Annotated in this window: 8 protein-coding genes and 1 riboswitch; of the genes, 4 read left to right on the top strand and 4 right to left on the bottom strand. The window is 71.6% G+C overall.

The features are described 5' to 3' along the window. Positions 1 to 46: 46 nt before the first annotated feature. Positions 47 to 958: an ABC transporter permease gene (locus E0D90_RS17100; RefSeq protein WP_130799126.1), complete on the bottom strand. Its 912-nt coding sequence runs from the start codon at positions 956 to 958 to the stop codon at positions 47 to 49. A gap of 164 nt (positions 959 to 1122) precedes the next feature. Between E0D90_RS17100 and E0D90_RS17095 the strand changes: the two genes are divergently transcribed. The 3 genes from E0D90_RS17095 to E0D90_RS17085 all read left to right on the top strand — a co-directional run bounded on the left by E0D90_RS17095 (position 1123) and on the right by E0D90_RS17085 (position 6389). Continuing rightward, positions 1123 to 2172, top strand: a complete 1050-nt coding sequence (locus E0D90_RS17095; protein ID WP_130799125.1) for a LacI family DNA-binding transcriptional regulator — start codon at positions 1123 to 1125, stop codon at positions 2170 to 2172. A gap of 389 nt (positions 2173 to 2561) precedes the next feature. After that, the gene (locus tag E0D90_RS17090; protein ID WP_227870278.1) at positions 2562 to 3272 is read left to right on the top strand and encodes a cupin domain-containing protein; all 711 of its coding nucleotides are present in this window, start codon (positions 2562 to 2564) and stop codon (positions 3270 to 3272) included. 123 nt (positions 3273 to 3395) lie between these two features. Continuing rightward, positions 3396 to 6389, top strand: coding sequence for a 3-keto-alpha-glucoside-1,2-lyase-like domain-containing protein (locus tag E0D90_RS17085; RefSeq protein ID WP_130799123.1), 2994 nt, complete (start codon positions 3396 to 3398; stop codon positions 6387 to 6389). 127 nt (positions 6390 to 6516) lie between these two features. Here E0D90_RS17085 and E0D90_RS17080 read toward each other — a convergent pair whose 3' ends face one another. Further along, positions 6517 to 6939: a VOC family protein gene (locus E0D90_RS17080; protein ID WP_130799122.1), complete on the bottom strand. Its 423-nt coding sequence runs from the start codon at positions 6937 to 6939 to the stop codon at positions 6517 to 6519. A 352-nt stretch (positions 6940 to 7291) separates the two neighbouring features. Continuing rightward, positions 7292 to 7402: riboswitch (SAM riboswitch) on the top strand. Between the two features lie 89 nt (positions 7403 to 7491). On the opposite strand from E0D90_RS17080, the gene E0D90_RS17075 reads away from it, so the two are divergent. Beyond that, positions 7492 to 8769 (top strand): peroxidase-related enzyme, encoded by a 1278-nt coding sequence (locus E0D90_RS17075; protein WP_130799121.1) that lies wholly within the window; start codon positions 7492 to 7494, stop codon positions 8767 to 8769. A 280-nt stretch (positions 8770 to 9049) separates the two neighbouring features. On the opposite strand, the gene E0D90_RS17070 is transcribed toward E0D90_RS17075, so the two are convergent. Together E0D90_RS17070 and E0D90_RS17065 are read right to left on the bottom strand one after the other, a co-directional pair. Continuing rightward, positions 9050 to 11614: an ABC transporter permease gene (locus E0D90_RS17070; RefSeq protein WP_130799120.1), complete on the bottom strand. Its 2565-nt coding sequence runs from the start codon at positions 11612 to 11614 to the stop codon at positions 9050 to 9052. Between the two features lie 93 nt (positions 11615 to 11707). Next, positions 11708 to 12502 carry an ABC transporter ATP-binding protein gene (locus tag E0D90_RS17065; RefSeq protein ID WP_103501655.1) on the bottom strand — a complete coding sequence of 265 codons (795 nt, stop codon included), beginning with the start codon at positions 12500 to 12502 and terminating at the stop codon, positions 11708 to 11710. Between the last annotated feature and the right edge of the window lie 219 nt (positions 12503 to 12721).

Raw genomic sequence — 12721 nt, 5'->3', positions numbered from 1 at the left:
GGGTTGTGGGGGGTCATGAGGCGTCCTTCCGTGTTCGGGGGATGACTCAGCCTCGGTTGCGCCGCGAGGCGTGCCACGGGATGAGGAGCATCTCGGCGACCTGGATGATGGCGAAGAGCAGGACTCCCAGTCCGGACATGATGATCAGCGCGGCGAACAGCATGGCGGTGTCGACATTGCCGTTGGCCTGCAGAATCACGTAGCCGAGGCCCGAGTTGGCACCGACGAACTCACCCACGACCGCCCCGGTGACGGCCAGCGTCGCCGCGACCTTGAGGCCCGACAGCAGTTCGGGAAGCGCGGCGGGCAGGCGGACCTTCCAGAACGTCTTGATCCGGGAAGCGCCCATGGTCGAGGTGAGTTCGAGGAGTTCGGGATCGACCGAGCGCAGACCGCTGATTCCCGAGATCACCACGGGAAAGAAGGCCATGAGGACGGCCACGAGAATCTTCGGGCTGGCACCGAATCCCAGCCACACGACGAACAGCGGCGCGATGGCGATCTTCGGAATCACCTGGGCGAAGAGAATGAGGGGGTAGAACGTCTTCTCCAGCGCCGGCGAGTACACCATCAGGACCGCCACAAGCACTCCGACCAGGGCGGCGATCACGAATCCCGCCACGGTCTCCCCCGTGGTCACGAGGGTGTGCGTCCACAGGTAGTCGGGGTGGTCGGTGAACGCGCTCCAGGTGTCCGCCGGGGAGGGGATGATGTACGGCTGGACGAGACCGGTCGCGGTGACGAGGAACCAGGCGGCCAGTAGCAGCGCGAGGAAGGTCGCGGGGTAGATCGCCGCGACGGCGCGGGAGGCGCGGCGTCCGGCCGGCTTGTTCGGGCGGGTCCCGCGGCCCGGTGTCCCGGTCCTGCGGGTGGCGTCGTCGCCGGTTCCGTCGTCCGGTGTTCCCCCGGGGTTCCGGTCCGACGGCCGGGCCGGCACGTGCTCTGTCTGTTGCGTCATGCGGACCTCGCGTCGCTCATAGGGGACGACGGGTGGAGCCTGACTGTGCCCGGATAGCGCTTACCGACCAGCCCGGAGACAGGTGGGATAGCGCTTTCCCATTTCGGGGATATTAAGTTCACGTTGATGGGGCGTCAATGCCCCCGCGAGGGACGGGGTCAGCCATGAGAAAGCCCAGAACCAGGGTGTCCAGCGGAAATCCGACCCTCGCGGATGTCGCCGCCCGCGCCGGAGTCTCGCAGGCCACGGCCTCACGCGTACTGAACGACAGCGCCCGCAAGGTCGGCGAGCAGCACCGGCAGCGCGTGCTGCGGGCGGCCCGCGAACTGGACTACCGGACGGACCTGTCCGCGCAGGCCATCGCCCGTGGCACCGCCCCGGTCCTCGCCCTGCTCGTCAGCAGCATCGACGACCCGTACTTCTCGGCCATCGCCGAGGGCGTCGCCCAGTCCGCCCACACCCACGGCGTGATCGTCACGATCGCCATCACCGCGCGGGACACCGAGCGGGAACTCACCTCGGTACGCACCATCAGGGGGCAGCGTCCGCGCGCCATCCTCGTCAGCGGGAGCCGTGTCACGGAGAGCCCGCACACCGCGGCGCTCGTCGCCGAACTGCGCGGGTTCGCCGCCGGCGGCGGCCGGACCATCTTCCTGAGCCGGCCGGTGGGCGGCCTGGGCGCGGTGCGCCCGGCAAACAGCGCCGGCGGGAGGGAACTCGGCGCGGCCATCGCCCGGCAGGGCTACCGCAGGGCCGCGGTGGTCACCGGCTCCCCGCGGCTGGAGACGGTGACGGAGCGGACCGAGGGGCTGCGGCAGGGCATGGTGCCGCTGGGCGGGGTGATCACGACGGTGGAGAGCGACACCTTCGACCGCTCGGGCGGCTACCGGTCCGCGCGCCGGCTGATCGAGTCGGGGCGGATGGCCGACGCCGACGTGCTCTGCGCGGGCAACGACTTCATGGCGGTGGGCGCGATGACCGCGCTGCGGGACTGCGGGATCCGGCCGGGGCACGACATCGCGGTGACCGGCTTCAACGACATCGAGACCGCCGCCGACGTCACCCCCCGGCTGACGACGGTCCGCTTCCCGCTCGCCGGGATCGGGCGGCGGGCGGCCGACCTGGCGCTCGGGTCCGCCGCACCGCCGCCGGACGACATCTGCGTGCCGGGCCAGGTGATTCTGCGCGCCTCGTGCCCCCCGCGCCCGGGCTGAGCGGGCCGACCGGGCGAGTGGTGACGGGGCGGCGGAACGGATACTCGCGGGGTCCGCACGGCGCCCTCGGCACGTTCCGACGGCTCGGCGGCGGCCGTCGTCCGCCGTGTTCCGGACTCGGTTCCGTGCTATTGACAGCCGGTTGACCCGACCCTACCTTCCTGCGAGGAAAACGCTTTCTGTCGAGGTATCAGGGGTCTGCCCGTGCATCCGACACCGTCACCAGCGCTCCGTCCGAAGCCCCCGGTGGACAGCCGCCGCTGCCACCGGCCCCCACCGGACCGCCCGAACTCCGCGACTCGGGGCGGGGAGTTCCGGTGACCGGCCGAGGCGACGGCACGGGGGACGGCACCGGCCACGGCACCGGCCACGGCGAAGCGGTACCGCCCCTGCCGGGCGGCATCGGCCTGTCGCGGCTCCGCGTCTACGACTGGCCGGCCGCCCCCGGCTCCGACGGCTTCTGCGGCGGCACCCCGCACATGCACCTGGCCTGCACCGAGGCGTACGCGGTGGTCGGCGGGTCGGGCGTGGTCCAGACCCTCACTGCGGACGGCGCCGCCTCGACGCCCCTCGCCGCGGGAGACCTGGTGTGGTTCACCCCCGGCACCGTGCACCGTCTCGTCAACGACGGAGACCTCCGCATCGTCGTCCTCATGCAGAACGCCGGCCTCCCCGAGGCGGGCGACGCCGTCTTCACCTTCCCGGCCGAGATCCTGGCCGACGCCGACGCCTACGCCGAGGCCGCCGCGCTCGACCCGGCCGATCCCGAAGGCGCTGCCAGGGAGAGGCGCGAACTCGCACTCTCCGGTTTCACCGTGCTGCGGCAGCGACTTGCCGACGGCGACCCGGCCGCCATGACCGACTTCCACGCCGCCGCGCTGCGTCTCGTCCGCCCTCATCTGCCCAGCTGGCGAGCGACGTTCGAGCAGGGACCGGCGGCCGAGATCGCCCGCACCTCGGCACACCTGGACGCTCTCGCCGCGGGTGACACCGCCCATCTGCGCGCCGCCGCGCTCTACCGGGGCGAACCGGCCCCGGCCTGGGGCATGTGCGGGCGGCTCGACAAGTTCGGCGGGGACGGCATGTCCCGCGTGACCTGAGAGGGACCGGCACGAAGAGCCGGAAGGAGACAGAGGAGGAAGAGCGGAAGGAGGACCTGAGGGGGACCCGAGCACGACGCGCGACGCAAGGGACGCCACAGAACCGGACAAAGGAGTCTGCTCATGCTTCCACGATCACGTCGCCATCCGGCGGGGGCTCTCGGCCTCGCCCTGATCGCCGCGGTGCTGCTCCCCGCCGGCACGGCCGGGGCCGCCCCCTCCGACCTGCCGCCCCAGGAAGCGGGTGTCACCCTGCGGGTCTTCGATGTCGGGTTCGAGCCCGAGGAGATCTGCACCCTCACCGAGGGGCAGACGCCCAACATCGACGTGCTGCGTCCCACCGTCGACTGGCAGACCAACGACCACTTCGGCGGCGCCGCCAACAACTTCATGGCGCATGTGATCGCCAACATCCACGTTCCGGAGGACGGCAGTTACGACTTCCGGGTCATCAGCGACGACGGGTCCCGCCTCTACCTCAACGACGAGGCGGTCATCGAGAACGACCGGAGGCAGCCCCCGACGGCGGCCGACGGATCGGCGGAGCTGACCGAGGGCGCGAACGCCCTGCGGATCGACTACTTCCAGGGGGCGTTCGGCAAGCAGTTGCGCCTGGAGTGGAGCCCGCCGGGCGAGGACGCCTTCGAGCTGGTGCCCGAGTCGGTGCTGACCACCGACGCGGACGTCACCCGGGTCACCTCGCCCGGCGTGAAGTCGTGCACCGACGCCAACGCGGGACCGGGCGACGGCGCGCCGCTGGCGGGCGTGCACCCCGACTACACGGTCACCGACCTGCGTCCGGAGGGCTTCGAACCGAGGGTCACCGGGATGGACTGGTTCGACGACGGCCGGATGGTGATCACCACCTGGGGCGGCCGGGAGAGCTTCGACGGCGCGGTGGAGATCGTGGACGGCACAGTCGGGGAGGACGCGGGCCCCGGCACCGTCACCACCGAGGTCGTCGCGACGGAGATGAACGAGCCGCAGGGCGTGCTGGTCGAGGACGGCGAGGTCATCGTCTCGGAGAAGCACCAGCTCAGCAGGTTGATCGACGCCGACGGTGACGGCTTCTACGAGGACAGCGAGGCCATCACCACCTGGCCCAGCGGCGGGACGTACCACGAGTTCGGCTTCGGTCTACTGGCCGACGAGGACCACTACTACCTGAACCTGTCCGTGGCCATCACGCCCGGCGGCAGGACCACCGTCCCCCAGCACGTCGAGAACCGCGGCACCTCGGTGAAGATCGACAAGAAGACCGGCGAACTGGAGTACGTCGCCGGTGGCCTGCGCACCCCGAACGGCATCGGCTGGGGCGCCGAGGGCGAGATCTTCGTGACGGACAACCAGGGTGACTGGGTGCCCGCTTCGAAGCTGGTCGAGATCGAGGAGGGCGGCTTCTACCACCACCACACCACCCCGCCCGGACCGTTCGACGACCAGCCGGTCACCGACCCGGTGCTGTGGCTGCCGCACGGCGAGATCTCCAACTCGCCGACCAACCCGGTACTGGTCGAAGAGGGCCCGTTCGCGGGCCAGTTGCTGTTCGGGGACGTCACCTACGGCGGTCTCCAGAGGGCGTTCCTCGAAGAGGTCGACGGCCGGAAGCAGGGTGCGGTGTTCCGGATGACCCAGGGCCTGGAGTCGGGCGTCAGCCGGCTCGCCCTCGGCCCGGACGGCGCGTTCTACGTCGGTGGCATCGGCGGCGGCGGGAACTGGCAGCAGCCGGGCAAGTTCACGTACGGCCTGCAGAAGTTGACCCGGACGTCCGAGGACGCCATGGACATCGTGTCGATGGAGGTCACGGAGACCGGGTTCGACATCACCTACACCGCGCCGGTCTCCGAGGACGTCATCGCCAACCTCGCCGAGCGGTACGACGTCCAGCAGTGGTCCTACAACCCGACGTCGCAGTACGGCGGGCCGAAGCGCAACCAGGAGACGCTGCCGGTCACCGGCGCCTCGGTCTCCGAGGACGGGCGCACCGTGAGCCTGGAGCTCGGCGGCATGCGGGAGGACCGCGTCGTGCACGTCCGGTCGCCGCGCCCGTTCGCCTCCGCCGACGGCGAGGAACTGTGGAGCACCGAGGCCTGGTACACGGTCCACACCATCCCGAACCACGTGGCGCCGCCCAACGAGACCGGTGTGTACGAGGCCGAGGACGGGCAGTTGCGCGGCGGCGCGGACATCGACGACGAGCACCCGCACTTCACCGGTGAGGGCTTCGTCGACGGCTTCAGCAACATCGGCGCCTCGCTGACCTGGGAGGTGGAGGTGGAGGAGGCCGGGAGCTATCCGGTGACCTTCCGCTACTCCAACGGCCCCAACCCGTACGTCGGCACCAAGACCATCTCGCTCGACGTCAACGGCGACGACCTGGGGCAGATCGCCGTCGCGACCACCCAGACCTGGCAGCGCTGGGCCGACCACGTCGAGCAACTCGACCTGGTGGCAGGGAAGAACACCATCGCCGTCTCCGCCGGTGAGGACGACGACCGGCATGTGAACTGGGACCACCTGCGGATCCAGCAGCGGCCCTGCACCCCGGCAGAGCCCGACGAGGGCTACCGGATGCTCTTCGACGGCACAGACGAGAGCTTCGCCGACTGGGAGATGGCGGGCCCCGGGGGCTTCATCACCCAGGCCGACTGCACGATGCGGTCCGTCGGCGGCCTCGGTCTGATCAGCCATCCCGACGAACTCACCGACTACCGCCTGAAACTGGACTGGAAGATGGGCGGCGACGACAACTCGGGCGTCCACCTCGGCCTCCCCGACCCCGAGGGCGACGCCGGGAAGCGCAACCAGGCGTACGAGGTGCAGATCGACGCCACCGACGTGCCCGAACTCACCACCGGCGCCATCTACGGCTTCCAGGGCGCCGACATCGAGGCGCGGGACGAAGCCCTCAACCCGCCCGGGGAATGGAACAGTTACGAGATCGTGGTCGAGGACGAGCGCGTCACGGTGTACCTCAACGGCGTGCTGATCAACGACTTCGACAGCGCGGGCGCCGACCCCGGCCGGGACCTCTCCTCGGGTCGCGTCGGGTTGCAGAACCACCACACCGGCTCCGACGTCTGGTTCCGCGACGTACAGGTCCAGGAACTCGACTGAGGGCGGAGCGACGGGAACACCCCCTCCACCGTGAGGGGCCGGGAGGCGGACCCGCCGCGACGGGCCCGCCTCCCGGGCCGTTCCCGGAAGACGCACCCGGAAGACGCACCCGGACCGGGGCCGCCGGTCAGCCGGCCGTGGCGCGGGCCGGAGCCCAGACCCGTTCGGTGAGGACGACGCGGTAGCCGTCCGGGTCGGTGACGGTGACGCCGCCCCGGTCCCAGTAGGGGTTGTGCGAGGGGACGACGGTGCCGCCGTGCTCGGTGGCGCGGGTGACGAAGGCGTCGGTGGGCGGGGTGCCGAGGTAGATCACCAGCAGGTCCTCGGGGGTCGGCCGGGGCGTGACGACGTCGTGGTCGCTCGCCGTCAGCTCAAGGTGCCAGGGCCCGCCCCCGGGCCCCACCATCAGCAGGTCGCGCTCGCCGAGTTCGGGCCGGCCGGAGCCTCGGTACAGCACGGACAGCCCCAGTCCGCCGGAGTAGAAACGCTCGGCCGCGGCGAGATCCAGCGAGGGCCGGGCAATCCGGATGGCAGACGTCGGCTCGATCATGCTTCCTCTTCTCCGCGTGCGGCCGCGCGGTGCAGACGCGGTGCGGACTCGATGCGATGAGTGGGCAGCGTAGAGCGATGGCCGGTCCCGGAGCGAGCGGACGGCGTCACTGTGGGAGGTGTCACATGACCGCGCCGGGCGCCGTTCCCGGCTTGCGTACCGACAGGCGGCCGCCGTGGCGCTCAACCGGCCCGGGCACCCGCGTGAGCCACGGCACGGAGACAGAAATCCGCAGGTCAATGCGATCACGAGACAGCGGACCGATGACCGTAGGCCGAATGACGGACGATCTCGTCTCGGATACCGGACGCATACTTTCCTGCCGCATCCGGGTCGGCTAGCTTGACGGCCAGGTCAAGAGTTCCAGCGCCAAGACCCGGCTAGCTGGCCGGCAACCCTCCTGCACGGTGGGGTGCCCCCGGGGTCACACGACCAGGCCGCGGTGATGCGGCAAGCGTGCTCCTTGTCAGAACCCGTCTTCGTCTCTGACGTGTTCGACGCGTTTGCCCCTGCCTCGGCCAATCCCGTGCCCATCACGACGAGGCGGAGCCCATGAGCACCACCCCCGACACCGGAACCCCTGACGCGGCGGCCCACACGGCGACCCACACGTCGACCGACGCGGCCACCGACGGCGCCCTCCGCGCCCCGTCCGGCGATGACATCGGGCGGCTGGCCGCTCTGGGCGAGCGGATCGAGACGGCCCGCCTCGCCAAGCCCGAGGTGTACCGACGCGCCCAGGCGGCGTCAACCGCGCTGTTCGACGGCGACGCGCCCGTCAGCGCACCGGTCCGCCGGGGGCTGGCAGCACTGGCCGCCCGCCACCACGGCGCGGGTGAACTCGTGCGTCACCACACCGAGCTGGGCGCCGACCCGGCGCTGCTGGACGAGGAACTGCCCGAGGACCCCGCGCTGCGGGCGGCGGCGGCCCACGTCGACCTGATCACCGTCTCCCCCGCGCTCGCCACCCGCGAGGACCTGGACCGGCTGGTCGAGGCCGGCTGGTCCGCCGACGCCGTGGTGACGATCTCGCAGACCGCCGCGTTCACCGCCTTCCAGGCGCGGGCGATCCAGGGCCTGCGGCTGCTGGAGGGCCGGGCCCCGCGGACCGCACCCGCTCCGGCGCGCAGCACACCCGGCCGCGGCCGCGTCAAGAGCACGGCGCGGACGGCGGCCAACGGGCGGCAACGGCCGGTGGAGTTCACCCGCGAGCTGCTGTCCTGGACCGCGTGGGTGCCCCCGGTGCCCACCGGCGAACTCACCGCCGAGCAGGAGGACGCCTTCCGGGGCAAGACCAACGGTGAGTACTTCCGGCTGCTGGCCCGGCTGCCCGCCGTGCTGGCCGCCCGCACCGCCCTGGACGCGGCGATCTTCGCCACCCGCGAGGGCCTGCCCCGCGCCGAACGCGAACTGGCCGCCGCGGCGACCAGCAAGGTGACCGACTGCGTGTACTGCGCCTCAGTGCACGCCCGGAAGTCCGCCCAGATGTCGAAGCGCCCGGCGGATGTGGACCGGCTGCTCGCGGTCTCCCTGGACCGGGACGTCGACTGGCTGCCGCGCGACACCGCGCCGCTCGCCGAGGGACAGGACTCCCGCTGGGCCGCGATCGTCGACTTCGCCGCCGCGCTCGCCACCACCCCGGTCAGCGCCACCACCGCCCAGGTGGACCGGCTGCGCGCCGAGGGGCTCACCGATCCCGAGCTGACCGACCTGGTGACGGCCACCGCCTTCTTCGCCTGGGCCAACCGGCTGATGCTCAGCCTCGGCGACCCCTACTGGCAGGAGACGGCACCGGACGCCGCGCCGGGCACCGCGCCGCTCTCCGTCTGACCCGCCGACCTCCGACGCGCCCCGCATCCCCGAACGACGAGCACCGAGCACCGAGCACCGAGCACCGAAAGCCTCGGGACGGAACCGCCGGGGGACACCGCCTGCCCCGAAAGTCAGCCCTGGCGAGGACGGTCCGGTGACGTTCGAGAACGGCGGGTTCAGCGGACGGGCGGCGGTGACGCACCGCCAAGCCCCGGACGCCCCGGCCTGAGGAGGCCGGGGCGCCCGGGGCTGTTCACCGCGCGGAGCGGTCGCACGCGCCGCGTGAAGTGGGCTGCGTTTACTGCGCGTTGATGGCGCGCAGCATGTTCAGGCGGGCGGCGCGGCGGGCCGGCCAGATGGCGGCGAGTACACCGATGGCCAGGGCCAGCAGCAGGAACAGCGCGAGCCGGGTCCAGGGCAGGATCGTCTCGTACGTCGCGAGCGAGGAACCGGTGAGGCCGCCGGCCGTCCAGGCCAGGAAGATGCCGGTGCCGATGCCCAGGACCGCGCCGAAGAGGGAGATCACCACGGACTCCAGACGCACCATCTGCCTGATGTCCGTGCGGTCCAGGCCGATGGCACGCAGCAGCCCGATCTCGCGGGTCCGCTCGAAGACCGACATGGCCAGGGTGTTGACGACGCCCAGCACGGCGATCACGACGGACATACCGAGCAGGCCGTAGAGCATGTTGAGCATCACGGCGATGGCGCCGGACTCGGCCGCCACGATCTGCTCCTGGTTCTGCACGGTGATCAGCGGGCTGTTGCCGAGTGCTTCCCGGATGTCCTGGTCGAGGCCGGAAGTGCCCTGCCCGGAGTCGGCCCTGACGAGGACGCTGTCGATCTTGCCCTCCCAGGTGTGCGGCATGACGTCCTCCAGGGTGCCCAGGGCCCCGGTGACAACGGTCGTCTCCTGGTAGACGCCGACGAGCGTGAGCTCGATGTCCTCGGTTTCGCCGTAGGGTCCGATCACGCCCCGGAAGGTGTCACCGACCGCCAGGCCGGAGCGTTCGGCGACCGCTTCGGAGACCGCGACCCGGCCGGGGCCGATCTCGCTGAGCGCGCCGCTGGTGAACGTCAGGTCGGCGACGTTGCCGAGCCGCTGCGGGTCGGCGCCGGTGAGAAGGGTGAACCCGCCCTCCACGTCCAGGGCCGCGGTGGCCAGCGGTGCCGAGTCGGCGACACCGGGGACGTCGGCGACCCTGGCGCCGAGCTCGGGGTCGAGCCCTCGGTCGGCGGACACCTTGTAGTCGGCGGTCAGTCCCTCGACGGCGGCCTGCTGGAGGGCGGCGTCCGTGGAGCTGCCGGCCACGCTCAGGCCGGTGATCAGGGTGAGCCCGATCATCAGGGCGGAGGCGGTGGCGGCGGTGCGGCGCGGGTTGCGCAGCGCGTTCTCGGTGGCGAGCTTGCCGTTGACGCCGAAGAACCGGTTGGTCAGCCCACCGGCGAGGGAGATCAGCGGCCGGGACAGCAGCGGCGCCAGCATGATCATGCCGGTCATGGTCAGCAGCGAGCCGAACATGGCGAGGTACAGGTTGGAATCGTCGCCGTTGTCCAGTGTGTAGACGTACAGCATGACGAGGACACCGAGGCCGGCCAGTACGCCGCCGAGGCCGTTGCGCAGCGCCATGGCGCGCTGGGGCGGAGCCTGGTCGACGGTGCTCAGCGCCTCGACCGGGGCGATCCGCGCCGCCTTGCGGGAGGGCAGCCAGGCGGCCAGGACGGTGACGACGACGCCGACCACCAGCGACCAGACGACCGCGCCGGTGGAGACCACCAGGGGACCCTCCGGCAGCCCGGCGCCGCTGGCGTTGAGGAGCGGACGGAGGCCCGCCGCGATACCGAGGCCGATGGCGAAGCCGACCGCGGAGGCGGCGAGGCCGAGCAGCGCGGCCTCGATGAGGACCGACCGCACCACCTGACGGCGGGTGGCACCCACGGCGCGCATCAGCGCGATCTCGCGGCTACGCTGCGCGATCAGCATGGTGAAGGTGTTGGCGATGATGAAGACGCCGACGAACAGCGCGATCCCTGCGAAGACCAGCAGCATCTGGGTGAGCGCCCTGGTGCTTTCGGTGATCTGCCGGGCCTGGTCGACGGCGAGCTGCTCGCCGCTGGTGGCCGTGGCGCCCTCGGCCGGCAGCAGGGCGTCGATCTCGCGGGTGAGCGCGGCGTCGTCGGTGCCGTTGGCGGAGGTCACCACCAGTTCGTCGAACTGGCCTTCCTGGAGGAAGAGTTCCTGCGCGGTCGCGGTGTCGAAGAGCGCGAGGGAGCCGCCCGCGGTGACGCGCGGGTCGTCGCTGTCGACGGTGCCGACCAGGGTCTTGGTCAGTGCGGGCCCGTCCGTGGCGAAGCGCACCGTGTCGCCGACGCGGTAGCCGGCCTTCTCGGCGGTGCGGCTGTCGAGCGCCATCTCGTCCGCGGCGGCGGGGCCGCGTCCCTCGACGAGCGGGTAGCGGCCGTCCCGGCCGCTGTCCGGCGCCTCGGGAACGTAGTTGGCCGCCAGGTTCTGCCAGGTGTTGTCGGCGTTGACCGGCCGGCCGTCCTTGTCGGCGAGGGTCGCGTTGCCGTTGACGGTCGGGCGGACGGAGGTGACGTCCGGCAGCGCGCCGATCTCGTCGGCGAGTTCGCTGGTGAGGACGGTGGAGCGGCCGTCCTCACCGTTCTCGCCCGTGAACTCCGCCTGGACGGAGACGGCGACGCCCCTGAGGTTCTGGCTGGAGGCGTCACGGAAGGCCTGGGCGGTGCTGTCACCGAAGACGAGGGTGCCGGAGACGAAGGCCACGCCGAGCATCACCGCGAGGGCGGTCATGACCAACCGGGCCTTGTGCGCGAAGACGTTGCGCAGAGCTGTACGCAGCATGAGGGTCTCAGTCCTGGGGTCGAGTGGAGGTGGCGGTCCGCCGGGGGTGCGACGGCGCGCCGGAGCGGGTCCGCTGGGAGGGGCGCGCCGGTGTCAGCTGGTGCGGCCCTTGGCGTCGAAGCGCCGCATCCGGTCCAGGACGTCCTCGGCGGTCGGCGCCAGGAGTTCGTCCGTCAGCCGTCCGTCGGAGAGGAAGACGACGCGGTCGGCGTAGGCCGCCGCCACCGGGTCGTGCGTCACCATGACGACGGTCTGGCCCAGCTCGCGCACGGACTCGCGCAGAAAGCCCAGGATCTCGGCGCCGGAACGGGAGTCGAGGTTGCCGGTCGGCTCGTCCGCGAAGATGATCGCGGGCCGGGACGCCAGGGCGCGGGCGACGGCGACGCGCTGCTGCTGGCCGCCGGAGAGCTGGGCGGGCCGGTGGGAGAGCCGCCCCGAGAGGCCGACGGTCTCCACGACGCGGTTCAGCCACGCCCGGTCGGGCTTGCGGCCGGCGATCGACATCGGCAGCGTGATGTTCTCCAGCGCGGTCAGCGTCGGCAGCAGGTTGAACGCCTGGAAGACGAAGCCGACGCTCTCGCGGCGGAGGCGGGTGAGCTGCCGGTCGTTGAGGCTGGACAGCTCGGTGTCACCGATCCGCGCGGAGCCCGAGGAGACGGAGTCCAGACCGGCCATGCAGTGCATCAGCGTCGACTTGCCGGAGCCGGAGGGCCCCATGATCGCGGTGAACCGGCCCTGCCCGAAACTCACCGAGACCCCGTCGAGGGCGACGACTCGGGTGTCGCCCTCGCCGTAGACCTTGCTCAGCTGGGTCGCCTCGGCCGCGGCGATGCCGGGGGGCGAGTAGCCGGCGGCGGTGGACGAGGAGGCGGATGCGGGGGTGGACATGTCGGCTCCTGAGGTTCGGGGGAGGTTCGCCTGCCTCTCCATCCTCGATCCGCCGCACCCCCGGAACCGTAGCTCTCAGGGCGTGATTGCGGTGCCTGCCGAAGGGCGGGCACCGGGCCGTCCGTAGCCCTCACGGTGGAGGCCGTCTATGCCCTTCGGCAGAGACGGCCTCTGCCGAAGGGCATAGACGGCCTCCACCGTGAGGGCTACGGACGGCCC

The organism is Streptomyces otsuchiensis (genome assembly GCF_004305975.1).
Taxonomy (GTDB): Bacteria; Actinomycetota; Actinomycetes; order Streptomycetales; family Streptomycetaceae; genus Streptomyces; species Streptomyces otsuchiensis.
Note: the sequence above shows the minus strand (reverse complement) of the source record. Positions and strands in the feature narration are given on the sequence as shown.

What these genes read in the sequence shown, in the direction of transcription:
- E0D90_RS17100 (WP_130799126.1), bottom strand. Translation starts at nt 958, where the DNA reads ATGACGCAACAGACAGAGCACGTGCCGGCCCGGCCGTCGGACCGGAAC.
- E0D90_RS17095 (WP_130799125.1), top strand. Translation starts at nt 1,123, where the DNA reads ATGAGAAAGCCCAGAACCAGGGTGTCCAGCGGAAATCCGACCCTCGCG.
- E0D90_RS17085 (WP_130799123.1), top strand. Translation starts at nt 3,396, where the DNA reads ATGCTTCCACGATCACGTCGCCATCCGGCGGGGGCTCTCGGCCTCGCC.
- E0D90_RS17080 (WP_130799122.1), bottom strand. Translation starts at nt 6,939, where the DNA reads ATGATCGAGCCGACGTCTGCCATCCGGATTGCCCGGCCCTCGCTGGAT.
- E0D90_RS17075 (WP_130799121.1), top strand. Translation starts at nt 7,492, where the DNA reads ATGAGCACCACCCCCGACACCGGAACCCCTGACGCGGCGGCCCACACG.
- E0D90_RS17070 (WP_130799120.1), bottom strand. Translation starts at nt 11,614, where the DNA reads ATGCTGCGTACAGCTCTGCGCAACGTCTTCGCGCACAAGGCCCGGTTG.
- E0D90_RS17065 (WP_103501655.1), bottom strand. Translation starts at nt 12,502, where the DNA reads ATGTCCACCCCCGCATCCGCCTCCTCGTCCACCGCCGCCGGCTACTCG.